This is a genomic window from Halopseudomonas sp., assembly GCF_036961105.1.
Taxonomy (GTDB): Bacteria; Pseudomonadota; Gammaproteobacteria; order Pseudomonadales; family Pseudomonadaceae; genus Halopseudomonas.
Genome location: NZ_JBALWW010000003.1, coordinates 73,486 through 97,206 on the forward strand (window position 1 = coordinate 73,486; position 23,721 = coordinate 97,206).

23 protein-coding genes are annotated in these 23,721 nt (G+C 59.3%); 13 read left to right on the forward strand and 10 right to left on the reverse strand.

All coding sequences use genetic code 11. The features are described from left to right. Positions 1-6: 6 nt before the first annotated feature. Positions 7-927, reverse strand: a complete 921-nt coding sequence (locus V7756_RS05005) for a histone deacetylase family protein (RefSeq protein ID WP_335609060.1) — start codon at positions 925-927, stop codon at positions 7-9. A gap of 207 nt (positions 928-1,134) precedes the next feature. Between V7756_RS05005 and tesB the strand changes: the two genes are divergently transcribed. Both tesB and V7756_RS05015 read left to right on the forward strand, forming a co-directional pair. Beyond that, the gene (gene tesB / locus V7756_RS05010) at positions 1,135-1,998 is read left to right on the forward strand and encodes an acyl-CoA thioesterase II (RefSeq protein WP_335609061.1); all 864 of its coding nucleotides are present in this window, start codon (positions 1,135-1,137) and stop codon (positions 1,996-1,998) included. Then, complete coding sequence (locus V7756_RS05015; RefSeq protein ID WP_335609309.1) at positions 1,995-2,579, forward strand: HAD family hydrolase; 585 nt, start codon at positions 1,995-1,997, stop codon at positions 2,577-2,579. Before tesB ends, V7756_RS05015 begins: the two co-directional genes overlap by 4 nt. 8 nt (positions 2,580-2,587) lie before the next feature. On the opposite strand, the gene nadC is transcribed toward V7756_RS05015, so the two are convergent. Next, positions 2,588-3,445, reverse strand: coding sequence for a carboxylating nicotinate-nucleotide diphosphorylase (gene nadC / locus V7756_RS05020; RefSeq protein ID WP_335609062.1), 858 nt, complete (start codon positions 3,443-3,445; stop codon positions 2,588-2,590). Between the two features lie 117 nt (positions 3,446-3,562). Next, positions 3,563-4,927 (reverse strand): alanine/glycine:cation symporter family protein, encoded by a 1,365-nt coding sequence (locus tag V7756_RS05025; protein ID WP_335609063.1) that lies wholly within the window; start codon positions 4,925-4,927, stop codon positions 3,563-3,565. 369 nt (positions 4,928-5,296) lie between these two features. Here V7756_RS05025 and V7756_RS05030 point away from each other — a divergent pair, with 369 nt between their 5' ends. The 4 genes from V7756_RS05030 (at position 5,297) to V7756_RS05045 (ending at position 11,430) form a co-directional block, all read left to right on the forward strand. Beyond that, positions 5,297-7,774, forward strand: coding sequence for a DUF1631 domain-containing protein (locus tag V7756_RS05030; RefSeq protein ID WP_335609064.1), 2,478 nt, complete (start codon positions 5,297-5,299; stop codon positions 7,772-7,774). Positions 7,775-7,842: 68 nt separating this feature from the next. After that, positions 7,843-8,400 (forward strand): 1,6-anhydro-N-acetylmuramyl-L-alanine amidase AmpD, encoded by a 558-nt coding sequence (gene ampD / locus V7756_RS05035; RefSeq protein WP_335609065.1) that lies wholly within the window; start codon positions 7,843-7,845, stop codon positions 8,398-8,400. A gap of 10 nt (positions 8,401-8,410) precedes the next feature. Further along, the gene (gene ampE, locus V7756_RS05040) at positions 8,411-9,232 is read left to right on the forward strand and encodes a regulatory signaling modulator protein AmpE (RefSeq protein WP_335609066.1); all 822 of its coding nucleotides are present in this window, start codon (positions 8,411-8,413) and stop codon (positions 9,230-9,232) included. A 179-nt stretch (positions 9,233-9,411) separates the two neighbouring features. Beyond that, positions 9,412-11,430 carry a methyl-accepting chemotaxis protein gene (locus tag V7756_RS05045; RefSeq protein ID WP_335609067.1) on the forward strand — a complete coding sequence of 673 codons (2,019 nt, stop codon included), beginning with the start codon at positions 9,412-9,414 and terminating at the stop codon, positions 11,428-11,430. Between the two features lie 27 nt (positions 11,431-11,457). Here V7756_RS05045 and V7756_RS05050 read toward each other — a convergent pair whose 3' ends face one another. The 3 genes from V7756_RS05050 to V7756_RS05060 form a co-directional block, all read right to left on the reverse strand. Beyond that, a complete protein-coding gene (locus V7756_RS05050) occupies positions 11,458-12,024 on the reverse strand; it encodes a cob(I)yrinic acid a,c-diamide adenosyltransferase (RefSeq protein ID WP_335609068.1) in 567 nt (188 codons plus the stop codon). Between the two features lie 78 nt (positions 12,025-12,102). Then, positions 12,103-13,014 carry a 2-dehydropantoate 2-reductase gene (locus V7756_RS05055; protein WP_335609069.1) on the reverse strand — a complete coding sequence of 304 codons (912 nt, stop codon included), beginning with the start codon at positions 13,012-13,014 and terminating at the stop codon, positions 12,103-12,105. A 7-nt stretch (positions 13,015-13,021) separates the two neighbouring features. Beyond that, entirely contained in the window at positions 13,022-13,978 is a 957-nt protein-coding gene (locus tag V7756_RS05060; protein ID WP_335609070.1) for a GGDEF domain-containing response regulator, read from the reverse strand. A 111-nt stretch (positions 13,979-14,089) separates the two neighbouring features. Between V7756_RS05060 and V7756_RS05065 the strand changes: the two genes are divergently transcribed. From V7756_RS05065 to V7756_RS05075, 3 genes are all read left to right on the forward strand, one after another. Next, positions 14,090-14,575 (forward strand): YajQ family cyclic di-GMP-binding protein, encoded by a 486-nt coding sequence (locus V7756_RS05065; RefSeq protein ID WP_335609071.1) that lies wholly within the window; start codon positions 14,090-14,092, stop codon positions 14,573-14,575. Positions 14,576-14,602: 27 nt separating this feature from the next. Continuing rightward, on the forward strand, positions 14,603-15,454 hold the full coding sequence (locus V7756_RS05070; RefSeq protein ID WP_335609072.1) for a mechanosensitive ion channel family protein: 852 nt from the start codon (positions 14,603-14,605) through the stop codon (positions 15,452-15,454). A gap of 231 nt (positions 15,455-15,685) precedes the next feature. Beyond that, positions 15,686-16,162: a hypothetical protein gene (locus tag V7756_RS05075; RefSeq protein ID WP_442908963.1), complete on the forward strand. Its 477-nt coding sequence runs from the start codon at positions 15,686-15,688 to the stop codon at positions 16,160-16,162. Between the two features lie 111 nt (positions 16,163-16,273). On the opposite strand, the gene V7756_RS05080 is transcribed toward V7756_RS05075, so the two are convergent. Continuing rightward, positions 16,274-17,647 (reverse strand): AmpG family muropeptide MFS transporter, encoded by a 1,374-nt coding sequence (locus tag V7756_RS05080; RefSeq protein WP_335609074.1) that lies wholly within the window; start codon positions 17,645-17,647, stop codon positions 16,274-16,276. Positions 17,648-17,678: 31 nt separating this feature from the next. Further along, positions 17,679-18,035, reverse strand: coding sequence for an MGMT family protein (locus tag V7756_RS05085; RefSeq protein WP_335609075.1), 357 nt, complete (start codon positions 18,033-18,035; stop codon positions 17,679-17,681). Between the two features lie 45 nt (positions 18,036-18,080). Here V7756_RS05085 and V7756_RS05090 point away from each other — a divergent pair, with 45 nt between their 5' ends. After that, positions 18,081-19,115 (forward strand): DUF481 domain-containing protein, encoded by a 1,035-nt coding sequence (locus V7756_RS05090; protein WP_335609076.1) that lies wholly within the window; start codon positions 18,081-18,083, stop codon positions 19,113-19,115. Positions 19,116-19,175: 60 nt separating this feature from the next. On the opposite strand, the gene V7756_RS05095 is transcribed toward V7756_RS05090, so the two are convergent. Then, the gene (locus V7756_RS05095; protein ID WP_335609077.1) at positions 19,176-19,934 is read right to left on the reverse strand and encodes an SDR family oxidoreductase; all 759 of its coding nucleotides are present in this window, start codon (positions 19,932-19,934) and stop codon (positions 19,176-19,178) included. A 200-nt stretch (positions 19,935-20,134) separates the two neighbouring features. Here V7756_RS05095 and V7756_RS05100 point away from each other — a divergent pair, with 200 nt between their 5' ends. From V7756_RS05100 to groL, 3 genes are all read left to right on the forward strand, one after another. Further along, on the forward strand, positions 20,135-20,584 hold the full coding sequence (locus V7756_RS05100; protein ID WP_335609078.1) for an FxsA family protein: 450 nt from the start codon (positions 20,135-20,137) through the stop codon (positions 20,582-20,584). 202 nt (positions 20,585-20,786) lie between these two features. Next, positions 20,787-21,080 carry a co-chaperone GroES gene (locus tag V7756_RS05105; RefSeq protein WP_335609079.1) on the forward strand — a complete coding sequence of 98 codons (294 nt, stop codon included), beginning with the start codon at positions 20,787-20,789 and terminating at the stop codon, positions 21,078-21,080. 49 nt (positions 21,081-21,129) lie between these two features. Next, positions 21,130-22,779, forward strand: a complete 1,650-nt coding sequence (gene groL / locus V7756_RS05110) for a chaperonin GroEL (RefSeq protein WP_335609080.1) — start codon at positions 21,130-21,132, stop codon at positions 22,777-22,779. Positions 22,780-23,348: 569 nt separating this feature from the next. On the opposite strand, the gene fdxA is transcribed toward groL, so the two are convergent. Continuing rightward, positions 23,349-23,672 carry a ferredoxin FdxA gene (gene fdxA, locus V7756_RS05115; RefSeq protein ID WP_092288098.1) on the reverse strand — a complete coding sequence of 108 codons (324 nt, stop codon included), beginning with the start codon at positions 23,670-23,672 and terminating at the stop codon, positions 23,349-23,351. Between the last annotated feature and the right edge of the window lie 49 nt (positions 23,673-23,721).

The following is a 23,721-nucleotide window of genomic DNA, read 5'->3' on the forward strand; positions in this document are numbered from 1 at the left end:
CGCAGTTTACCCCAAAGCCCGCGCCTGCCATATCTGCGCGGCGCTGTGATGCAGTATGCCGTGGCGCCTGGCCAGGGCATCACGGTCCGTGTCGTAGCCACCACCAATTACCGCGCACACGGGAATATCGCGGGTCAGGCAGGCGTTGATCACCTGGCTGTCACGCGCGGCAATACCGGCATCGCTCAGCGCCAGATGGCCGAGCGCATCGGCGGCATGCACATCCACCCCGGCGTCATAGAGCACCAGATCCGGCTGATACAGCGGCAGCAGGTAATCCAGGGTATCTGCGACTACCTTTAGATAGCCGGCATCGCCCAATTGGCGCGGCAGCGGGATATCCCAGTCGCTGTGCGCCTTGCGCACCGGGAAGTTGTTTTCGCAGTGCAGTGACACGGTGATGATCTCATCATCCTGCTCGAGGATGCGCGCTGTGCCGTCGCCCTGGTGCACATCGCAGTCGAAGATGAGTACGCGTTGTGCCATGCCAGCGGCGAGCAGGTAGCGGCTGGTGATGGCCAGGTCGTTGAAGATGCAGAAACCTGAGGCAAAGTCGTAGTGCGCGTGGTGGGTGCCCCCGGCCAGGTGGCAGGCCAGTCCGTGTTGCAAAGCCAGCTTGGCGGTCAACAGGGTGCCGCCGACTGCGCGTTTGGTTCGAGCCACCAGGCGTTCGCTCCAGGGTAGGCCCATGCGGCGCTGCGAAGCGGCGTCCAGTTCGTTGTGGCAGAAACGCGAGACATAGTCCGCATCGTGCGCCAGTAGCAGAAGCTCATGGCTGGCGGCTTGCGGTTGATGCAGGTTACGCGAGTGCAGCAGCCCGCTCGCGCTGAGATGGTCATGCAGACGCACGAACTTGTCCATCGGGAAGCGATGCGGCGCCGGGAAGGCAAAGCTGTAGTCGGGGTGATATACCAGTGGCAGGTCCACCTGCTTTCCCCTTGCTGTGCGAAGAGTCCGAGTATGCTGGAGCCGTTGCTGCGCGAACAAGTCTCACGGGTGAATCAGGCAGTCGCTGACCTGCTAACTTGGGACAATCCGGGTTAAACTTGCCGCCATTATGGTGGTGACCAGGATCGCTGCCGCAGAACCGAAGTAGAGCGACAGCCGTGGTCGCGCCGATTGTGAGGAAGGAATATGAGCCAATTGCTGGATGATCTGGTTGACCTGCTGGCGCTGGAAAAGATCGAAGAGAACCTGTTCCGCGGCCGCAGCCAGGATCTGGGCTTCAAGCAGCTGTTTGGTGGTCAGGTGCTGGGGCAGTCGCTCTCGGCTGCCAGCCAGACGGTCGACCCTGAGCGGCACGTGCATTCGGTGCATGGCTATTTTCTGCGTCCGGGCGATGCTACCCATCCTATTGTCTATCAGGTCGACCCGCTGCGCGACGGCGGCAGCTTTACCACTCGGCGGGTGCAGGCGATTCAGAAGGGCAAGCCGATCTTCACCATGATCTGTTCCTTCCAGGGTGATGAAGAGGGTTACGATCACCAGGTGCAAATGCCAGACGTACCCGGCCCTGAAGATCTACCGAATGAAACCGACTGGACGCGCAAGTACCAGCACCTGATTCACGAGAAGGTGCGCGACAAGGTGCTCTGCGGCAAGCCGATCGAGATTCGGCCGGTTGGTGAGTTCAATCCCTTCGAGCCCAAGGTATCCGAGCCGGTGCGCTACATGTGGTATCGCGCCGATGGTCAGTTGCCGGACGACCCTCAGGTGCACCGCTATCTGCTGGCCTATGCTTCGGATTTCCACCTGCTGGGCACGGCCATGCAGCCGCACGCGATCTCCAGCTGGTCGACCAAGCTGCAGGTGGCCAGTCTGGATCACGCGCTCTGGTATCACCGCCCGCTGCGCATGGACGATTGGCTGCTGTACGCCATGGACAGCCCGTCGGCGGCGGGCTCACGTGGCATGTCACGCGGACAGATTTTCAACCGCGCGGGCGAGCTGGTTGCATCTGTGGCGCAGGAATCGCTCATGCGCAAGATGAAGAGCTGAGCATGCGTCATCTGCAGGGCTGGGTGTTCGACCTGGACGGAACTCTCACGCTGGCGCAGCATGATTTTCCGGCGATACGCCGCGAGCTGGGTGTGCCCGCCGAGGCCGACATTCTGACTTGCATGGCGGCCTTGCCGGATGATGAGCGTCTGGCGATGAAGGCCGAGCTGGACTTAATCGAGCTGCGTCTGGCGGCGCAGGTAGAGGCTGCGCCGGGGGCCGTCGAGCTGATTCGGCATCTGCATGAACGCGGGTTGAGGCTGGGCATCCTAACCCGCAATTTGCAGGCTGTGGCGCAGTCGACGCTGGCACATCTGGGGCTTCTCGAGTGTTTTGCCGCAGAGGATGTGCTGGGCCGCGAAGAAGCGGCGCCCAAACCCCACCCGGAAGGCATTCACCTGTTGCTGGAACGCTGGCAATTGCAGCCGGCTCAAGCCGTCATGGTAGGGGACTTTCGTTTTGATCTGGAAGCGGGCAGGGCGGCCGGCAGCCGCACCTGCCTGGTTCATGCGCAGAATCAGTGGCCTGAGCTGGCCGACTGGTACGCGGCGGATTGCCAGCGGCTGCTGGCGCTTTACTGAATCTGCGCTCAGCGCGCCTGGTAGCGCAGGCGCATGGACAGGTCCACTGCCTTGATGTCCTTGGTCAGGCTGCCGATCGAGATAAAGTCGACGCCAGTTTCAGCGACTTCGCGCAGGGTGCTCTCATTGATGCCTCCGGATGCCTCCAGTTTTGCCTTGCCCATGGCGAGCTCCGCGGCGGTGCGCATGTCTTCCAGGCTGAGCTCATCCAGCATGACGATATCGGCATGCGCGGCCAGTGCCTGGCGCAGCTCATCCAGATTCTCTACTTCTATTTCCACCGGTTTGCCGGGTGCGATGTGCTTGGCTTCGCGAATGGCGGCGGCGACGCTGCCACAGGCAGCAATGTGGTTTTCCTTGATGAGGAAAGCATCAAACAGCCCGATACGATGATTGTGGCAGCCGCCGCAGGTTACCGCGTACTTCTGCGCCATGCGCAGGCCAGGTAGGGTCTTGCGCGTGTCCAGCAGCTTCACCGAAGTGTCCTTCACCAGTTCGGCAAAGTGATGACTGCGGGTGGCCGTGGCGGACAGGGTCTGGATGAAATTGAGCATGCAGCGCTCGGCGGTCAGCAGGCCGCGGGCCGGGCCGCGCAGGCGGCACAGAGTCTGGTCGGCGCTCAATTTGTCGCCATCCTTGACCAGCCATTCGATCTGTATCTGCGCATCGACCTGGCGCACTACTTCATCAGCCCAGGCGCGGCCGCAGAAGACGGCTGGCTCGCGGGTGATGATGCTGGCCTCGGCCTGATGTTCGGCGGGTATCAGGCTGGCGGTGATGTCGCCATCGCCAACATCTTCGTGCAGGGCGCGGCGTACGTCGTCAACTATGATGCTTTGCAGGCTGTCGAGGGTGAGGTTTGGCATGCTGGCTCCGGCAGGTCTGACAGTCAATCTGGATGGGCGCGAGTATACCCCATCGCTAAAAAAATACCCGCCGGGGAGGCGGGTATTGGTCCTGCAAGTTACGACTGCCGTGCGGCTTTATTTGTTCAGGTAATTCGCCGGATCCTTGAAGTAATCGCGGGTCAGGCGGAAGACTACCGGGCTCAGCAGCAGCAAGGCGATCAGGTTGGGAATCGCCATCATGGCATTGAGCGTGTCGGCCACCAGCCACAGGCTGCCCAGGTCTATGCCTGGCAGGGTGCCCAGCGGTACAGCAATGATCCAGAGTACGCGGAAAGGCACATTGGAGCGCTCACCGAACAGGAACTGGGTGCACTTTTCCGAGTAGAAGCTCCAGCCGATGATGGTGGTGAAGGCGAATACCGCCAGCCCGATGCTCACTATGTACTGCCCCCAACCACCCGGCAGGCCCTGGCTGAAGGCCAGTGCCGACAGCGGTGCGCCGTTCTCGCCGCTTTGCCAGGCGCCGGTCACCATGATCACCAGGCCGGTAATCGAGCAGATGATGATGGTGTCGATAAAGGTGCCCAGCATGGCGACCGTTCCCTGACGGATCGGGTTGTTGGTTTGTGCGGCGGCGTGGGCGATGGGCGCACTGCCCAGACCCGCCTCGTTGGAGAAGACGCCGCGGGCAATACCAAAGCGCATGGCGGCCCAGACGGTTGCGCCGGCAAAGCCACCCGCCGCAGCGGCAGGATTGAAGGCGTAGTAGAGGATGTCGCCGAAGGCAGCCGGAATGCGGTCGAAATGCATGATCAGGATGATCAGACCACCACCGACGTAGAACAGCGCCATGATGGGTACCAGGCGGCCGGCGACCTCACCGATGCGCTTGATGCCGCCCAGCAGCACCAGGGCAACCAGTACCGCGATGATGATGCCGGTCACCAACGGCGGAATGCCGAAACTGCTGCTCAGCGCGTCCGCGACCGAATTGGACTGAATGGTGTTGCCGATGCCGAAGCCGGCCAGCATGCCGAAGATGGCGAACAGGATCCCCAGCCATTTCCACTTGGTGCCCAGGCCATTCTTGATGTAGTACATCGGGCCGCCAACGTGGTTGCCCAGGGCGTCTTTCTCGCGAAAGCGCACCGCCAGTACCGCCTCGGCGAACTTGGTGGCCATGCCCACCAGGGCGATGACCCACATCCAGAACAATGCGCCGGGCCCGCCAAAGAAAATGGCGGTGGCCACGCCGGCAATGTTACCGGTGCCTACGGTTGCGGAGAGGGCGGTCATGAGCGCGTTGAAGGGGCTGATATCGCCCTCTTCGGTACTCTTGCGACCACGCCAGAGCATGCTGAAACCGTAGAACAGCTTACGTTGCGGGATGAGTTTGAGGCCTAGTGTGAGATAGAGGCCGGTGCCGGCAAGTAGTGCCAGCATTGCCGGCCCCCAGACTACGCCGTTGATATCGCCGATCAGGCTGATGATTGCTTCCATTTGACGCTGCTCCTGCAGTTTTTTTCTGATGTGATTGGTGCACATCACTGTTATTAGAGTGCCTTTTGGGCTGGTCCAGGGTCAGGATATACCAGTATTGGCATTTGCGTGATAACCAAAGCCGTTTGCCCGGAAGGGGTGGCAGGAACCTTGATCTGCGAGCACTATCGAAAATGTGAAGCACGTCAAGAAAAGCGGTCGGTACGGATGCGCTTGAGAGTAAAATCGGTATACTGATGAAAAATTTTGACGCCAAAAAATAGTCGCAGCTCCAAGGCTGCGCTTTAACCCAAGGAAGGCTTGATGTTCCAGCAGGATAAGCACCCCAGGCACTGAAGGCGATAAGCTCGGCTTATCAGGAGAGGTAGCATGTCCCAGGACCCGAAGGTGGTATCGATCAAACCGAATCTCGCGGCCCGCGGCAAGCCGGTCACGAGCGCGGCTGCATCGTTGTTGCCGGTGCCTCTGGTCGGCGTGCGTGACCATCTGCAAGGGTACCTGGACACCGCCTTCAACAGTCTTTTCGACAACGCCGACGATAACCTCTTCGAGATGGCGGATCGCGCATCCAGTAATGCCGAGCAAACCCTCTTCTTCGAAGCCATGCGCACCGTTCGTCTGCAGCGTGGCGCCATGCTCAAGAGCATCAGCCAAAGCCTTCTGCAGGCTACCGAGCGTCTGAACGGCGATAACCCTGTCCCGGTAGCATCTGCCCATGTTGCCTTCGAACTCGACAGCCTGACCCTGGTGCAGCCGGACGAGCTGGAGCAGTCGGTGGCGCTGGATGGCATGATCAGCCGTGTTAACAGTCGCAATCAGCAGGCGCTGATGCACCTGGCTATCCGCTGCAACAGTCTGGTTAAGGGGCTGGTGGATGAGCGCACCAACCCGCTGGCGCCCGCCGCACTGGCAGATTATTTCGCCGAGGCGCTGAAACCCCTGGCGTTGGAAATCAAGGTGCGGCTGATTGTGCTCAAACTATTCGAGCGTTATGTCTTCAATGGCATCGATGCCGAATACGAGGCGCTCAATAAATTGTTGATAGACGCCGGCGTCATGCCTGATCTGCGTCTGGCGCAAGTGACTGCCGCGCCGCGCCGGGCGCCTGCGGCGGGTACCGGTTCCGGCTCTGCTGACAGCTCGCGCGGTACTCCTGCCTCGGCTGCCGATCAGCAGGAAGTGCTGAGCATGTTCAGCGAGCTGATCGGCAACTGGCGTCACGCCAGCGGTGATATGGCGCTGTCCGGATTGACCGGCGGCGGTGGCAGACCCCTGCGCAGCAACGAGTTGCTCCAGGTGTTAGCCGAGCTGCCCATGGATGAGGCTTCAGATACCGCAGCGGGTGATCGTTTGCCCGGAATGCGGCAACGTATTCAGCACGCCTTGAGGCAGCAGAGTCATCAGGGAGAGGGTGAGCAAAAGATGCTTGGCCGGGTGGATGACGATGTCATCAGCCTGGTATCCATGTTGTTCGACTTTATTCTCGAGGATCCGGCGTTACCCGCAGCGGTAAAGGCGATGATTGGTCGCTTGCAGTTACCCATTTTGCGGGTAGCCATCGCCGACAAGAGTTTTTTCAGCCGGGGATCTCACCCGGCACGCCGGCTATTGAATGAGCTGGCCCGTGCCACCATGGGCTGGAATGACCAGGACGACCTGCGACGCGACCAGTTGCACGCCTTGCTGCAGGATATCGTGGAGCGCTTGCTGGCGGTGAGCGAGCCGCAGGATGCTCTGTTCGAGACACTGTACGCCGAGCTGACGGACTTTCTGCGCAATGAGCAGCGCCGCTCGGACCGCATCGAGCAGCGTACCCGCGACGCCGAGGAAGGTCGCGCGCGCATGCAGGCGGCGCGCAATGATGTCGCTCGGGCGATCAACAGTCTACTGGCCGGTCGTACCCTGCCGGTGACCTTGGTGGATCTGCTGCGTGATGGCTGGAGTCAGGTACTGCAGATGGTGTGTCTTCGCGAGGGCAGTGAATCTGCCGCGTGGACGCAGACCATGCTGACCGCGCAACAGATGATCGAAAGTGTCGAGCCGGTGACGCCAGAACACCGGGCGAAGCGCGAAAGCAGCAATGACGCCGTGCGGGATGCTTTGCGTGCCGGGCTGGAAACACTCGGGCTGGACGCCTCGGCGGTGGCCGCACAGGTGGCGCTGCTGGCGAAGCCGCAATTGGCGGTATTGATGGTGGCGCAGAAGCAGGCGGCGGCGCAGCGCCTGCTCGACGAACAGCACGCAGCGCGTGCCGAGCAGGCGAGCGCACAGCAGCGAGTGCATATACCCGCAGTTGAGGCGTCGGTGGAGAGCGCTCCCCTGCCGATAGAGCGGGCAGCTGCGGAGCCGCCTGCGCCAGTGCCGGAGGACACCGTCCCAGCGGATGCCGGGCAGGCCGATGCACAGCCGACAGCAGCAGAGAGCGCGGCTGAGCCCTTGGCAACTCAGAACGCCGCTCCCGGCGTCGAGCCGATTGAGCAGGTGCACATACAGGCGCCGGTACTGGAGGTCGCGGAATCCGAGCCTGTAGTAGAGACAGTGGAGGATCTGCCCAGCGTGGGCGCGCTGCGCTGGATCGAAGGCTTGCGCGCGGGTTGCTGGTTCCAGCTCGGCGCCACCGAGGGGCAGCCCGAGCAGCGCTGCAAGCTGGCCGCCATTATCAGCTTCAGCGGCAAGTACATTTTCGTCAATCGCGGCGGCATGAAAGTCGCCGAGTTCGGCAAGACCGAGTTGGCACAGCGCTTCGAGCAGGGGTTGATTACCCTGCTGGACGAAAACCAGTTGTTTGACCGCGCCTTGGAGTCGGTCATCGGCAATCTGCGTCGCCTGCAGGCCGGCAAGCCCTGAGTGATGCAGTAGTCGCGCGGCCAGCGCTCCTGTTAGCATAGGCCTTTTGCTGAGGGGAGGCGGGCACCATGCGCCTGCAACAGGGCTGGTTGGAGAGTGCGCAAATCTGCCGCTCAGAGCATTGCAACGCCCGCCCAGAGGGTGAGGTTGTTTCGCTTCTCGTGGTCCACAACATCAGCCTGCCGCCCGGCGAGTTCGGTGGCCGGCATGTGCAGTCCTTCTTTTGTGGCCAGCTTGACGTTTCTGCGCATCCCTATTTTGCGGAAATTGCCCCACTGCGCGTTTCTGCCCACTTTTTCATTGAGCGCGACGGCGCTGTCACCCAGTTTGTCAGCTGCGAACAGCGCGCCTGGCATGCTGGAGTTTCCCGCTACGCCGGGCGCGACAACTGCAATGATTTCTCGATTGGCGTGGAGCTCGAAGGCACAGATGAGACTCCCTACACCGATGCGCAATACGCCGCGCTCGGTGAGCTGACCCGCTCCTTGCAGGCAGCGTACCCGACCATTACCAATTGCCGGGTGACAGGTCACGAACACATCGCGCCGGGGCGCAAGACCGATCCTGGTGTAGCCTTCGACTGGCACCGCTATCTGCGCAGCCTGCTGCCCCTCTCCAACCACTGAAGGCCCGCCAATGCGTTTTCTGATTCTCCTGGTGACTGCTCTGCTGGTTCGTTTTACGCCGCTGCGTCGCGGCATTCATCCCGACCCGGCGCGACTCTGGGCTACCTACAGTGCAGCCCTGGCCCAGCGCCGGCCCGGCTGGGCTGGGGTGGCAATGCTGTTGCTCCCGCTGGTGCCGCTGGAGTTGGCATTCTGGTTGCTGAATGGCGTGGCCCATGGCTTCTTTGTACTGCTGCTGGGAGTATTTGTGCTGTTGCTGGGTCTGGGCGGGAATGACCTGTTGCACAGCTTTGGCCAGCGTTTCGAGCAGGCTTGGGCGCGCGGCGACAAGGCAGCGGCGGCCATGGTGGCGGAAAACGAGATGGGCCTGTTGGCCGAAGACGAGGTCAGCCTCCTGGCACGCGTCAGAGGTCGCATGCTGACGGACGCGCTAAGGGGCTATTTTGTGCCAGTGCTCTGGTTTTTGCTGCTGGGGCCGCTGGGCGCACTGGGCTACCGTCTACTAAGATTGTTTGTAGAACGCCTACCGGCGGATGACCGCACCTACATCACCAGTCTGGTGCACGCCATGGAATGGTTGCCGGCGCGTTTGCTGGCTGCCAGTTTTGCGCTGGTAGGTCATTTTGACCAGGTATTTGGCGCACTGCGTGGTCTCTGGGGGGATTGGGATTCGGCTATCGAGCCGCTACTGGTGACAGCTGCTGAAGCAGCGCTGTCGACGTCAGAGCAGCCCGGTGAAGATGAGACGGTATTGGCACCCATCCGTGCGCTACTGTTTCGCGCCATGCTGGTGTGGGCGGTACCCGTGGCATTGTTGGCTTTACTCGGGTAGATTTCGCGCGAGCGGTAAAGTTGTCTCTGGCTTGGCCGATAGAATCAGCATGAGACAAGGGAGCTTGACGAGGATCCAGCTCCCGAACGCGGCAGACACATAAAATAAAACAAGGGTCGTTGTAATGGCGATCTGATAGGCCCCGCTGCAGGCCAACTATTTATTAGGAGAACAACTGGGTGAATAGTCTTCTTGCGCCTGCCATTGCCTTGATGAACCGCCTCACTTATGGCATGAAGTTCTGTCTGATCAGTGTGCTCTTTTTCGTACCCCTGGGCATTGTCAGCAGTATGGTCGTGCATCAGGCCTACGAACGCGTGAAGGTAACGCAGCACGCTCAGGATAACCTGGCGCTGGTACGTGCCGCCTCCGATATCGTGCGCGACGCCGAGCTGATCCGCGATATGGAGCAGGTCAATGCGTTGTTGGGCCAGGGTCAGTTTGCCGCCGAGCTGGAAGCGCGTGGTGCCGAGCTGCGCAAGCAGGCGCTGGAAAAGCTGCGCGCCTTGCCGCTGGATGCCGACGACGAGGCAGCCAAGGATGTAATCGCAAAGCGGGATGAGTTGGTTGCCTTGTATGAAGGCCTGGCGAACGAGTCGGTCAGCGGCAAGCAGGTGCTTGCGGTGCAGGGGTTGGCTGAAGCAACCACGCTGCTCAACTTCTGCGCCGCCTATGCTGGTCTGCCGCAGGACTTTGACCGTGACGTGCGCCAACTGACCGAACTGTTGATCGGGGTTACTCCGCAGGTAACCTCGGCGCTGGGCGAAGGCCGCGCGGTGGGTGCCTATTCGATGGGGCTGGGCTTTATCAACTCCGATGCCAGCCGCGTAATGGATGACCTGTTCGAGCTGTTGCAGAAACTCAACAGCAACTACGCGCAGGTGTTGCAGCAAACGCTCGCCAGCAGCGACCTGCAGAGCATCAAGCCGGCCGCCGATGCCAGCCTCGAAAGCCTGGACATCGCGCAGACCATATTTGATGAAGAAATCATCATGGCCAATTCGCTCGAAGGCCAGTGGGACGATTACTTCCAGCGGCTCACCGCAGAAATCGACAAGACCTACGCGCTTAACACAGCTGTCTTCAATGCCCTGGATGATCGTCTGAGTCACCGCCTGGGTGAAAACCAGCGCTCAATGCTGGTGTTGATCGTTTCACTGTCACTGGTCGGCCTGTTGATCATCTATCTGTACGCCGGCTTCTACATGGCCACGCGGCGCACGCTCAAACGCCTGTCTTCGCTGATGGGTCAGGTAGCCGGCGGTGACATGACGGTACAGATCGACGTGGACAGCCGCGATGAGCTGGGCGATCTGGCGGTCGATTTCAATAATACCGTGCTCAAGGTGCGCGAGCTGATTCGCCAGGTCAGCGCCACCTCGGACCAGGTGCAGGAGCAGTCTCGCCAGGTGGAAAGCATTGCCACCGAAAGCAGTCATGCTGCCACTTCGCAGCGCAGCCAGATCGAGCAGGTAGCCACCGCCATGAACGAAATGGCCGCGACCTCGCAGGAAGTCGCGCGCAGTGCGGCGTTGGCGGTAACCAATGCCGAACAGGTCAACAGCCAGACGCTGAATGGCCGGCGTCTGGTGGAATCCTCGGTGGACGGTATCGAGAGACTCTCCGGCGAGATCGAGAACTCGGTGCGCGTCATCAATCAGTTGGCGGATGACAGCTCTTCGATCAGCCGGGTGCTGGATGTGATCAAGGGCGTTGCCGAGCAGACCAACCTGCTGGCGCTGAATGCGGCCATCGAGGCTGCTCGTGCGGGTGAGCAGGGTCGTGGCTTTGCCGTGGTCGCAGACGAGGTGCGCACCCTTGCACGGCGGACTCAACAGTCCACCGAAGAGATCGAGCAGATGATAGTGCGGCTGCAGGATGGCGTGGGTGCGGCAGTAAAAGCCATGGGCAGCAGCCACAGCATGACCGCGGAAACCGTGGAGGCCTCGCTCAAGGTGCAGGCAGGCCTCGACAATATTCTCAAGGCGGTGACCCACATTGTGGATCAGAGCCAGCAGATCGCTGCGGCGGCGGAAGAGCAGACCGCCGTCAGCCACGATATTGATCAGAATATCGTCGAGATCAACCATTCCGGCGAGCGTACCGCTGCCGGCGCGCGTCAGGCCGAGGAATCCAGCGGCCGTATGGCTCAGTTGGTGCAGACGCTGCAGGGGATCATCAGCGCATTCAAGGTTTGAGGCAGTTGGTGCCGCTCAGGCTCGGGCTCAGGCCGCGGGCTTGGGCTTGGGCGCCCAGAGTACCTCGGGCGTCTCTTCCAGGCGGGCAATGGACCGCGCCATCACAAACAGCAGATCCGACAACCGATTGAGGTAGATCAGCGCCTGCTGATTTACCTCATCCTCCTTGGCCAGACTCAGGTACTGACGCTCTGCCCGCCGACACACGCTGCGCGCCAGATGGGCCTGCGCTATGGCGCGCGATCCGCCGGGCAGGATGAAATTCTTCAGCGGCTCCAGCTCGGCATTCAATTGGTCTATCGCCTGCTCCAGCAGGGACACGTCCCCCGCGTCGATAATGTCGTACCCAGGCACCGCCAGTTCACCGCCGAGGTCGAACAAGCGATGCTGGATGGGTGTCAGCGTCGCCAGCAGCGGGTGCAGGCGGTAGTCGGTGAGCTCGGTGATCAGCAAGCCCAGATGGCAATTGAGCTCATCGACATCGCCCATGGCAGCCACCCTCGGGTGGTCCTTGGCAATGCGCTCGCCGTTGGCCAGGCCGGTTTCGCCCTGGTCGCCGGTACGGGTATAGACTTTGCTCAGGCGGTAGCCCATGGTTGCGTGCTCTCTGCTGTGGTGAAGATATGACGGCAGCTATGGCTGACTGCGCAGATGCTAGCGACAAGCGGCCGCTCAGTCCACGGGCAAGTCGTACTCGCGCAGCCGCTGTTGGCTGGCCAGCCACAACCGGGTCAGGGCTGGCGTGGGTATCTGCTGACGCTGCGCTTCGCGGCAGGCATGGCCGAGTATGTAATCAATTTCGGTGCGGCGTCTGGCGTGCAAGTCCTGCCGCATGGAGGAACTGTTGTCCGCCGTTCGCCGGATCACCTCATGAATGCTCGCGTGTAATGTGTCGGTGCCGGGCAGCCGTTGGGCTGCGAGCAACAGTTGCAGCTCACCGATGCAGTCCTCCAACCAGCTGCCTGCGCGCTCTGGCACCGCGCCGTTGTTGCAGTCGAACAGCAGGGTAAAAGGATTGATCGCGCAGTTGACCGCCAGCTTGCGCCACAGCACCGCCATGATGTCGTCGTCCCACTGCCAGTGGATGCCATCATTCAGTTGTGTCAGCCAATCTGGCGGTGGCTGGCGCTGTGGGTCGCCGATCAGGGTGAGACCGCGGCCGGCCCAGATCAGATGCCGCTGTTGCGGGCGCCAGGCGCCGTCGGTGACGCTGGCAAAGAGAACACGCTGATCGGCGAAGGCGTCGGCAATCTGTTGCTGGGCACCCAGGCCGTTCTGCAGCAGCAGGATCTGGCTGCCGGGGCGCAGACGATGGCGCACCGATTCCACTGCTGGCATGGCGGCGTAGGCCTTGGTTGCGACTATCAGATTTTCTATTGCGCAGGTGTTGCTGTGCGCTATCTCGGTATCAAGCTGCAATCTGGTGGGTTTGCCCGCCTGTTCGAACAGCAATTGCTGATCGGCATCCTGCCAGGCCTGCAGTGCGCTGGCGTCGCGTAGCAATAGTTGGCACGTCAGGCCTGCCTGTTGCAGGCGTGCCGCCCACAACAGGCCCAGGCTACCGGCACCCAGGACATGCAGCATGCCAGGGTTACTTGGCGCGCACTTCGGTGATCAGGTTGGTTTCGTAGGCTTCCTGCAGGTGCTCTTCCACCAGTTCGAGCAGCGCTTCGGGGCTGGGCAGGTCGTGCTTGTTGGTGACCGTGCTCAGCGCCATGCCAGCACGGATCGACAGATAACCTTCGGTGGTCTTGAATGCCTTGAGGTTCAAACCGTCGTGCAGGCGGCGGAAACTGTTGGGTTTGCAGTCGCTGGCATCATCGGCAAGGGTGACCACCGCAAAGGCATTACTGCCTACCCGTGCTATCACATCGGTAGGTCGTACCAACTGCTGCAGACGGCGCGCGGTGCCGCGCAATACCTCTTGCTGGACCGCCTCGCCAAAGCGCTCGCCCAGTGAAGCCAGGTTCTGCACGCCGAGCACCACCACGCAGCAGGCACCGCCGCGCGAGTCGACATTGCGCAGTGCATCGCTCAAGCGTTGCAGCAGATAGCGACGGTTGCCAATCGCGGTGAGGGTGTCGACCAGATTGCATTCTTCGAGCTGGGCATTGTTATTGGCCAGCAGGTGGTTTTCATCCAGCAGGCGATTGATCAGTTGCGAGGTGCGGTCAGCGGCAAAGATGCGCGGCAGCAACTGTTCGTTCATGGAGGATTTGCTGATGAAGTCGTCGACGCCCCGGTCGAAGGCTTCGCTGAGCACATTGTCGCCTTCGCGGGCAGTCAGCAGCACCACATAAGTGTAGTGGTCGTCCTGCTCGTCCATTTGCCGGATGCGGGTGGTCAGTTCCAGACCGTCCATCTCGGGCATCAGCCAGTCGGCCACCATGACGCTGGCTGGCCGCTCTTCATGCATGCGCAGGGCATCCATGGCGGAACTGGCAAAACGAATGTCGTTGTACCCGGCCTGACTCAGCGTGTGACCGATAACGGCGCTGCTGAACTTCGTATCGTCCACCACCATAATGCTGAGTTGGGGGTTTGGCATAGAAGGTGCTCCCTGCTGTTCGTTGGCTGACTGCCGTTATAATGCCACGAGGTTATACTGTTGTTTTGTATTGAACATCATAATTTTTAAGTTTTGTTTGAGGTTATCCCAATGCCATCTTTTGACGTTGTCTCCGAGCTTGATAAACATGAAGTAACCAACGCTGTGGATAATGCCACGAAAGAACTGGAGCGGCGTTACGATTTGCGCGGCAAGGGGGACTTCACCTTCAATCAGAAGGCGCTGCAGGTCACCATCAGCGCCGAGGCCGACTTTCAGCTGGAGCAGATGCTCGAAATTCTCAAGCTTTCGCTGGTCAAGCGGCAGGTCGATATTCAGTGTCTTGAAATCAAGGACGCATTTGCCTCGGGCAAACAAGTAAAGCAGGATGTGGTGTTCAAGGAAGGTATAGATAAGGAACTGGCACGCAAAATCGTTGCCCTGATCAAGGACGCCAAGCTCAAGGTGCAGGCCGCCATTCAGGGTGAGCAGGTTCGGGTAACCGGCAAGAAGCGCGATGACCTGCAGGAAGTCATGGCATTGCTGCGTGGCAGTTCACTGGATATGCCGCTGCAGTTCAACAACTTTCGTGATTGAACTATTTACAACCAATTGGGGGTCAGGATGGACGAATTGATGGCAAAGATGGAAGGGCTGGAAGAGGCCTGGTTGCCGTTGGTAATCGAATACGGCAGCCAGTTGCTGCTGGCGCTGCTGACGCTGGCCGTGGGCTGGTGGGTTATTGGTCGAATCATTGCCGCGCTGAACAAGGTCATGCACAAGCGCAACGTCGAGCCCACCCTGCACGGCTTTGTGGCCACCTTGGTGGGCATTGGTCTAAAAATTCTGCTGGTGATCAGCGTTGCCGGCATGATCGGCATAGAAACCACTTCCTTTATTGCCGTGCTGGGTGCTGCCGGTCTGGCGGTGGGTCTGGCGTTGCAGGGCAGTCTGGCCAACTTTGCCGGCGGTACACTGATCCTGTTCTTGCGTCCGTTTCGAGCGGGTGAGTATATCGAGGCGCAGGGCGTCTCGGGCACGGTCGACAGCATCCAGATTTTCAATACCATTCTTAAAACCCCGGACAACAAGACGGTGATTGTTCCCAATGGCAGCCTGTCCAATGGCAACATCATCAATTACTCCCGTCAGCCAACCCGCCGTGTGGACCTGAACATCGGCATTGATTATGGCGATGACGTCAAACTGGCGCGTTCTATCCTGCTGGGGCTGGCAGAAGCGGACAGCCGTGTGCTCAAGGATCCGGCTGCGGTGGTCTGGCTGGTATCTCTGGGTGACAACTCGGTCAACCTGTCGCTGCGCATGTGGACCAAGACCGAAGATTACTGGGGCGTGTTCTGGGATCTGCAGGAACAGGCCAAGGAATCCTTCGATGCGCAGGGCATCAGCATTCCCTTCCCGCAGCGCACCGTGCATGTGGTCACGCAGGCGGCGCAGGAATCATCCGCAGAATAAGTTCCCTGTGGGCTCAGAAAAACCCGGCCGATGCCGGGTTTTTTGTCTCAGGCCGTTGCTTGCGTCGATCAGGTCGCAGTTATCGGACACAGTGGTCAGGAAACTTGAACGACCAGCACTCTCTCTTGTCGTTATGTATGGGCAGCACACCCTTAGGTGCGTTACTTAACCAACTACATGAAGGTGAACGTTATGAAGCACGTCTTGAGAACCTCCCTGCTCGTTGCCGCCATGGTGCCGGCTATCGGTATGGCCGCGCCATCCACTGGCGACAACGAAATCACGTTGAGCGGTGCCGGGGCCAGCGACAATGACTTCGACAACAACAACATTTCATTCCAGGGTAGCTGGGGCGAGTACCTGAGTGACTCTTCCTTGTGGGGCCTGCGCCAGAGCGTCGGCGTTTCCGATTCCGAAGGTGAGAGCACCAATTTCAGCGGTTCGACCCGCGTATTCTACGACTACCACTTCGGTAGTGGTCCGGCCAAGCCCTTCATCGGTGCCAGCATTGGTGGCATCTACGGTGACGGCGTGGACGACAGCTTCATGGCTGGTCCGGAAGTCGGTTTGAAGTACTGGGTCAAGGATGACGTTTTCATCACCGGTATGATGGAATACCAGTTCCTGTTCAAGAATGGTGACGGCGCCAGCGACAACTATGACGACGGCGCTATCTTCTACAGCGTGGGTGTCGGTTTCAACTACTGAGCCCGGATCGCGGCGCCCGCCCGGGCGCCGCTTTTTTGTTTCTCCGCAATCTTTCTACCTGTCCCTTTGCTGAATCGTGCGGTTCCCGCTGCTACCTGATGCGGGTCAACTTCAATCAATGCCGGGGCGTCTCAGTCGGTCCGGGTGAGCAAGCTTCAGAAGCAGGAACGCCAGCACGATTGCCGGCAGCCCGGTGAGGGCCGTCAGCATAAAGAACTCTTCCCATCCCACGCGCTCGGCCAACAAGCCGGTGAAGCCCGCAGCAAATTGTCCCGGCAGCGTCATCAAGGAGCTGAACAGCGCATATTGTGTGGCCGTGTAAGCGGTGTTGGTCAGGCTGGAGAGATAGGCGATAAACACCGAGATGGCCAGGCCGCCGGTGATGTTATCGGCAATGATCGCGATTATCAGGCCATCCGGTTGCGGGCCGATGTGTGCCAGCCACGCAAACACCAGATTGGTCGCCGGTGCCATGAAGGCCGTGAGTATCAGTATGGGCGCAATACCGAACCGCGCGACCAGCAGGCCCCCAAGCGCCGCGCCAGATAGCGTCATGGCCAGGCCGAAGGCGGCAGCGATATTGGCTATCTGCTCCTTGCTGAAACCGATATCCAGGTAGAAAGGATTGGCCATGGTGCCCATGAAGATATCGCTGATCCGGAAGGTGGCCACAAACAGCAGGATCACCAGCGCGGTCATGCCGTAGCGTTCGAAAAACTCGGTAAAGGGCGCCACGAAGGCGTTGAAAAACCAGCTCGACAATCCCAGACGCCAGCCCTGGTGGCGGGATTGACCGAGGAAGCGGGTAAGACGCTCCTCCTGCGCCAGCGTATCGCTGGTGATATGCACCTTAGGCTCGGCGATGCACAAGGTGGTGACCAGGCCCACCAGCATGAGCGCGGCCATGCCGGTGTAGGCCAGGCTCCAGCTATCCAGTGCGGCGATATGCAGGGCTCCCGCGCCAGCCGCCAGTATGGCTACCCGGTAACCGGTGACGTAAGTAGCGGCCATGGCAGCTTGACGGTGTTTGGCTTCGGCCTCGACGCGATAGGCGTCTATCGCTACATCCTGAGTGGCGGAGCCGAAGGCCACCAATACTGCCCAGAGTGCCACCAGCTCCAGTTGCTGCAGTGGATTGGTCATGGCCATGCCGAACAGACCACCGGCAATCACCAGTTGGGCCAGCAGCATCCAGCTGCGCCGCCGGCCCAGCAATCGCGTCAACACGGGCACGGGCAATCGGTCTATCAGCGGTGCCCAGAGCACCTTTATGGAGTGCGCCATACCCACCCAACTGAGAAAGCCGATTGCAGCCAGCTCCACTCCCAGGTCGCGCAGCCAGGCGCTGAAGGTGCCGCCCACCAGCAGCAGCGGCAAGCCAGCGGAAAAGCCGAGAAACAGCATGCCGATGACGCGGGGTTGCAGATAGACCTTCAGGCCTTCGGATTGACTCTGGCCCTGTGGGGCAGGGGACGACGAACTCATGAATGTCCTTGGAGTAAGGGAAGTGTGCGGCTCATGGCCAGCCATATTGTCGCAGATTGACCCGGCCGTCGCGCACCAGAACGCCCTCTGCGAGTAGCCGCGCGCGCTGTTGCGCGCCGCTTGGGCTGTCTGCCGGCAATGAAAGCTTGCCTTGGCTATTGAGCACCCGATGCCAGGGCAGGCGGGTGCCATCGGGTAGCTGCCCGAGCCAACGCCCTACCAGACGCGCGCCACGTCCCATGCCGGCAAGCTCTGCCACCTTGCCATAACTGGTGACGCGGCCGGGTGGGATGCTCGCCAGTACCTGAAAAAAGGCTTCTTTGTGTACGTTTTGGCCAAGCTTTGCAGCTTCGTTTGGGAACGCAGCTGCCTTCTGTGGGTCTTTCATGGATAATCACTCGTTTATCCGATGCTCTTTATGGAAGGTAAAAGCATGCTGTTTGCACGCAAAGCGCTGGCGTTAAGTCTTTCATTGATACCGCTGAGCAGTTTCGCCGATACGCTATGGCTGGACAATGGCGACCGCATTACCGGCAAGATCGAATTTCTCGAAGCTGGAAAAATGTCGATCAAGACCGAGTTTGCCGGTCTGATAACGGTCAAAACGGATCGGGTGGTTACCTTTGAAACCGGGGAGCCCCTGCTGCTCAAGCTGGGTGACAAGGCGCAATATATCACTCGCCTGCAGGCTTCCGAGCAAAAAGGCCAGGTCACTCTGGCTTTTGATCAGCAAGATGATCAATCGGGCGGCCAGAACCGTTCCGTGCCAGTCCAACAGATTAGCCAACTGCTGGTGCCCAAGCCGGTGATTCAGGACATGGTGTGGGAGGGCGATGCCTCCGCTGCGCTGGAGTTGAAGGATACCTCTGGCACCGAAACCGAAGATCTTGACCTGGACCTGTCCACGCGCCTGCGCCACGGTGATTGGCGCCACGACCTGGCGCTGGATTACGAGCGCGACTACCGCGACGACGTAAAGAGCCGGCACGCCTGGGAGACCGATTACGATATCAACCGCTTCCTGACCGAGAATTGGTTCTGGATGACCAGCTTTCGTTATCAGCGTGATTATCTGAATGAAATCGCCAAACAGAAACAGTTTGGTATGGGTCCGGGTTATGAGTGGTGGAACAACTCGCTCGGGCGCTTTGAAACCTCTGCGCGGCTGGATCGCATCTGGACCGAGGAGCGCAGTGGCAACAAGAACAAGTACAACGCATTGGGTCTGCAGTGGGACTACCGCAGGTTCCTCGTCGGCAAGCGCTTTGAGCTGTTTCACAAGGCTGAAACCCAGATTCCGGACGATCCCAATGTGCGTTATCAGATCGATACCGAAGCCGGGGTGCGCTACAGCCTGACCAGTTGGGCAGCGCTTAGCCTGAAAGCCGAATTGGATTACCTGAATACATCAGACGACACGGGTTATCGGGACACCCGTTACACCATGGGTCTGGGCGTAGGCTGGTAGAGTTTTCGCCGCAAAAAAAAACGGGCGCCGCTGGCGCCCGTTTTTGTTCCGATTCTGGCATCAGAGGCGCAGACCGCCGTCCAGCTCCAACACGCGGCCGCTGTAATAGTCATTTTCAAACAGATAGGCAGCTGAGTGGGCGATTTCCGCAGGCTTGCCCATGCGCTTCAACGGAATGCCGGAGGTCATTTTCTCCAGCGCTTCGGGTTTCATGCTACCGGTCATCTCGGTTTCGATGAAGCCGGGGGCGATGCCGGCAACACGGATACCGTAACGTGCCAGTTCCTTGGCCCAGGTGACCGTCAGGGCGGCTACGCCGGCCTTGGCAGCGGAGTAGTTGGACTGGCCCACGTTGCCCGCGCGAGAAATGGAGGAGATATTGATGATCAGGCCCTGATTGCCCAGCTCTATCATCTTTGCCGCGACTTCACGGGTACCCAGGAATACGCCGGTCAAATTGACGTCGATAACCGACTGCCACTGCGCCAGGCTCATCTTCTGGGTTTCGCCATCCTTCACCTTGAGCAGCAGACCGTCGCGCAGAATTCCGGCGTTGTTGATAAGGCCATTAATGGCGCCAAAGTGTTCGGCGACCTGTGCAACCATGTGGGTTACCTGTTCCTCATTGGCCACGTTGCAAATATAGGAACGGGCATCGCCGCCGGCCTGTTTGCACGCTGCCACAGCGCTGTCCAGAGCTTCCTGATTCAGGTCTACCAGCGCCAGCCTGGCCCCTTTTGCAGCAAGGAATTCAGCCATGGAGCGACCCAGACCCTGGCCGCCACCGGTAATGATGATAACGCTGTCTTTCAACTGCATGAGGTGCTCCTCGGAAAGATGAATAGAGAAATCCGAGCGCAAGAATGCCCGAGTTTGCGGGTTTTTTGAATACCTCCCGGAGTATGCCGGTCACTATCTGACTCATCTTCCGGGTCGTGCTGCTCTCCTGCCGCAGATACTTGAAACTCTGTCCAGTCATACCCATATAGTCAGGACAGACATTTTTATGAGAGGTGCGCATGCCCCTGTTACGTTTACTGATGCTGGCGCTACCGCTGCTTGAGCTGGCATCGCTGATTGTGCTTGGCGGCCAGATTGGCGTCGGCGCAACCCTGTTGTGGGTGCTGGGCACCGGGGTGCTGGGCTTGTTGCTGATTCAGCGTCAGGGCTGGAGCATGCTGCAGCAACTGCAATTGAAAATGGCCGAGAATCGCTCCCCCTTCGCCGTGCTCAAGACTGGCATGTGGTGGCTGCTGGCCGGGGTGCTGCTGATGATCCCAGGCCTGATCACCGATGCCCTGGCGGTTCCCTGTCTGATCATGGCGTTGCTCAACAAGGGTCGTCCAGCTCCGGGTGAGCCGGGCGGTCCCGGCGTTTACCAACGAGGGGGTAATACCATCATCGAAGGGGAGTGGAAGCCGGGTGAAGAGAAGCCGGTAGAACTCGAGCAACGCATCGACCGTCAATGAAAAAAATCTGTACATGGCCCTTGAAATGGCGACTGCGGGCCCCATCTAGATTGCACCGGTTTTGACGCGCTTCCCCGGATGGGAAGCTACAGAACAGTGACGCGGCTTCTGGCCCGTCCTTCGGGTCCGGTAAGGGCTCGTTTTAACTTGGAATAGCCGAATTTTTCGGCAATTGACTTAACCTATTGGGAGACACCTAACGATGAAAATTCGTCCGTTACACGATCGCGTAGTCGTTCGTCGCAGCGAAGAAGAGACCAAGACCGCTGGTGGTATCGTTCTGCCCGGCTCGGCTGCCGAGAAGCCGAACACCGGGGTTATCGTTGCTGTAGGTACCGGGCGTCTGCAGGACAACGGCGAAGTGCGTCCGCTGGCCGTCAAAGAAGGCGACAAGGTTGTTTTCGGTCCTTACTCCGGCAACAACACCATCAAGGTTGATGGTGAAGATCTGCTGATCATGAGCGAAACCGAAATCTTTGGTGTGCTGGAAGCCTGATACGGCTGCGCCTCGTACCCCTTACGAACTCATTTGAAGGAAAGCAAAAATGGCTGCTAAAGAAGTTAAATTTGGTATCTCTGGTCGCAACAAGATGCTGGACGGCGTCAATATTCTTGCCAATGCCGTCAAGGCAACTCTCGGACCGAAAGGTCGCAACGTATTGATCGAGCGCAGCTTCGGCGCGCCGCTGATCACCAAAGATGGTGTATCCGTAGCCAAGGAAATCGAACTGAAAGACAAGTTTGAGAACATGGGCGCCCAACTGGTTAAAGACGTTGCCTCACGTGCCAACGACGACGCTGGTGACGGTACTACCACTGCCACCGTGCTGGCTCAGGCCATCGTCACCGAAGGTTTGAAGGCGGTTGCTGCCGGTATGAATCCGATGGACCTCAAGCGCGGCATCGACAAGGCTACAATCGCCATCGTTGCCGAGCTGAAAAACCTGGCCAAGCCTTGTGCCGACTCCAAGGCGATTGCCCAGGTAGGCACCATCTCCGCCAACTCTGACGAGTCTGTCGGCAGCATCATTGCAGAAGCCATGGATCGTGTTGGTAAAGAAGGCGTGATCACTGTTGAAGAAGGTTCCGGCCTGGACAACGAGCTGTCAGTTGTAGAAGGCATGCAGTTTGACCGCGGTTACCTGTCTCCCTACTTCGTCAACAAGCCAGAAACGATGTCTGCCGATCTGGATCAGCCGTACATCCTGCTGGTTGACAAGAAAATCTCCAACATTCGTGAGCTGCTGCCGGTCCTGGAAGCTGTCGCCAAATCTGGGCGTCCGCTGATGATCGTGGCAGAAGACGTTGAAGGCGAGGCGCTGGCGACTCTGGTTGTCAACAACATGCGCGGTATCGTCAAGGTGGTTGCCGTCAAGGCACCGGGCTTCGGCGACCGTCGTAAAGCCATGCTGCAAGACATCGCTGTACTCACCGGCGGTACCGTCATCAGCGAAGAAATCGGCCTCAGCCTGGAAACCGCAACCCTGGAGCACCTGGGTCAAGCCAAGAGCGTACAGATCAACAAGGACAACTCCACCATCGTTGACGGCGCTGGCGCCAAGGCTGACATCGAAGCGCGCGTTACCCAGATCCGCAAGCAGGTTGAAGATACTTCTTCCGATTACGACCGTGAGAAGCTGCAAGAGCGTCTGGCCAAGTTGGCTGGCGGTGTTGCCGTGATCAAGGTGGGCGCTGCCACCGAAGTGGAAATGAAAGAGAAGAAGCACCGCGTAGAAGACGCGCTGCACGCTACCCGTGCCGCAGTCGAAGAAGGTGTGGTACCTGGCGGTGGTGTTGCTCTGGTTCGCACTCTGGCCGCTATCGAAGGCCTGAAGGGTGACAACGAAGACCAGAACGTGGGTATCAAGCTGCTGCGTCGCGCCGTTGAAGCGCCGCTGCGTCAGATCGTTACCAACGCGGGTGACGAAGCTGCAGTCGTATTGCAAGCCGTGAAGGCGGGCGAAGGCAACTACGGTTACAACGCTGCTACCGGTGAGTACGGTGACATGATCGAAATGGGTATTCTCGATCCGGCCAAGGTGACTCGCGCTGCATTGCAGGCAGCTGCCTCGGTAGCCAGCCTGATGATCACCACCGAAGCCATGATCGCTGACCTGCCAGAAGAAGGCGGCGCTCCGGCGATGCCTGATATGGGTGGCATGGGCGGTATGGGTGGCATGGGCGGCATGATGTAAGGCCGCTGCCTCCACGGCACTAGCAGTACCGAAACCCGGCTCTTGGTAGCCGGGTTTTTTTATATCTGCGGTAAAGGAGCGGCTTTGACCGCGCTATTTTGCAGAAGTTTTGTAAGAGATCGCCTGCAGGTTATGTAAGTGATTCGCACATGAGGCTGTGGGTGGAATGGGTGTTTTGTACTGGGTTAATAGCTAGTCTATTGTATTTAAAGGTTTTTAATCTGTCGCCGAATGTGCAGGAAGCAAGGTTGGCCAGTTGCACGCGCCAGGCGATTGGGTAAGATACACCCATGCGCAACGGACAGCGCTGCTCGGCAGGGAGCTTGAGCCAGGGATTTTCAGGATGATAAAGCCAGGACGGCTGGACAAGGATGGCAAACGGACTAAAGAGTGGGCGAGTTTACTCGCCCCTTTTTTTGTCTAAAATTTAGCTTCAAGCTTCAAGCCCTAAGTAAAAAAGCCTCAACCTCAAGTCTTCGTTCTGCGCTGCGTAGCAGTTACCGCTACTTCGCGCATAAAAAAACCGGCGCTGGGCCGGTTTTTTTGCAGCATTGGATCGCTCGCGCAACTCAGCGCTCCAGGTACTGCAGCTTGTCTGGCACGCCATCCCACTCTTCGGCGTCGGCCAGGGCGTCTTTCTTCTCGGTGATGTTCGGCCAGACTTCCGCCAGATCGGCATTCAGCTCGGTGAACTCCTGCATGTCTTCCGGGATTTCGTCTTCCGAGAAGATGGCGGTGGCCGGGCACTCTGGCTCACACAGCGCACAATCAATGCACTCATCCGGATGAATGACCAGAAAGTTCGGGCCTTCATAGAAGCAGTCAACCGGGCAGACCTCAACGCAATCGGTGTACTTGCACTTAATGCAGTTGTCGGTAACAACAAAAGTCATGGTGGGGTCTCCATCAGAATCAGGCGAACAAAATCTGGCGCGTAGTCTA

Excerpts from the sequence above, each read along its gene's own strand:
- tesB (WP_335609061.1), top strand. The coding sequence starts at position 1,135 with ATGAGCCAATTGCTGGATGATCTGGTTGACCTGCTGGCGCTGGAAAAG.
- nadC (WP_335609062.1), bottom strand. The coding sequence starts at position 3,445 with ATGCCAAACCTCACCCTCGACAGCCTGCAAAGCATCATAGTTGACGAC.
- V7756_RS05025 (WP_335609063.1), bottom strand. The coding sequence starts at position 4,927 with ATGGAAGCAATCATCAGCCTGATCGGCGATATCAACGGCGTAGTCTGG.
- V7756_RS05030 (WP_335609064.1), top strand. The coding sequence starts at position 5,297 with ATGTCCCAGGACCCGAAGGTGGTATCGATCAAACCGAATCTCGCGGCC.
- ampD (WP_335609065.1), top strand. The coding sequence starts at position 7,843 with ATGCGCCTGCAACAGGGCTGGTTGGAGAGTGCGCAAATCTGCCGCTCA.
- ampE (WP_335609066.1), top strand. The coding sequence starts at position 8,411 with ATGCGTTTTCTGATTCTCCTGGTGACTGCTCTGCTGGTTCGTTTTACG.
- V7756_RS05050 (WP_335609068.1), bottom strand. The coding sequence starts at position 12,024 with ATGGGCTACCGCCTGAGCAAAGTCTATACCCGTACCGGCGACCAGGGC.
- V7756_RS05055 (WP_335609069.1), bottom strand. The coding sequence starts at position 13,014 with ATGCTGCATGTCCTGGGTGCCGGTAGCCTGGGCCTGTTGTGGGCGGCA.
- V7756_RS05060 (WP_335609070.1), bottom strand. The coding sequence starts at position 13,978 with ATGCCAAACCCCCAACTCAGCATTATGGTGGTGGACGATACGAAGTTC.
- V7756_RS05065 (WP_335609071.1), top strand. The coding sequence starts at position 14,090 with ATGCCATCTTTTGACGTTGTCTCCGAGCTTGATAAACATGAAGTAACC.
- V7756_RS05070 (WP_335609072.1), top strand. The coding sequence starts at position 14,603 with ATGGACGAATTGATGGCAAAGATGGAAGGGCTGGAAGAGGCCTGGTTG.
- V7756_RS05075 (WP_442908963.1), top strand. The coding sequence starts at position 15,686 with ATGGTGCCGGCTATCGGTATGGCCGCGCCATCCACTGGCGACAACGAA.
- V7756_RS05080 (WP_335609074.1), bottom strand. The coding sequence starts at position 17,647 with ATGAGTTCGTCGTCCCCTGCCCCACAGGGCCAGAGTCAATCCGAAGGC.
- V7756_RS05085 (WP_335609075.1), bottom strand. The coding sequence starts at position 18,035 with ATGAAAGACCCACAGAAGGCAGCTGCGTTCCCAAACGAAGCTGCAAAG.
- V7756_RS05090 (WP_335609076.1), top strand. The coding sequence starts at position 18,081 with ATGCTGTTTGCACGCAAAGCGCTGGCGTTAAGTCTTTCATTGATACCG.
- V7756_RS05095 (WP_335609077.1), bottom strand. The coding sequence starts at position 19,934 with ATGCAGTTGAAAGACAGCGTTATCATCATTACCGGTGGCGGCCAGGGT.
- V7756_RS05100 (WP_335609078.1), top strand. The coding sequence starts at position 20,135 with ATGCCCCTGTTACGTTTACTGATGCTGGCGCTACCGCTGCTTGAGCTG.
- V7756_RS05105 (WP_335609079.1), top strand. The coding sequence starts at position 20,787 with ATGAAAATTCGTCCGTTACACGATCGCGTAGTCGTTCGTCGCAGCGAA.
- groL (WP_335609080.1), top strand. The coding sequence starts at position 21,130 with ATGGCTGCTAAAGAAGTTAAATTTGGTATCTCTGGTCGCAACAAGATG.
- fdxA (WP_092288098.1), bottom strand. The coding sequence starts at position 23,672 with ATGACTTTTGTTGTTACCGACAACTGCATTAAGTGCAAGTACACCGAT.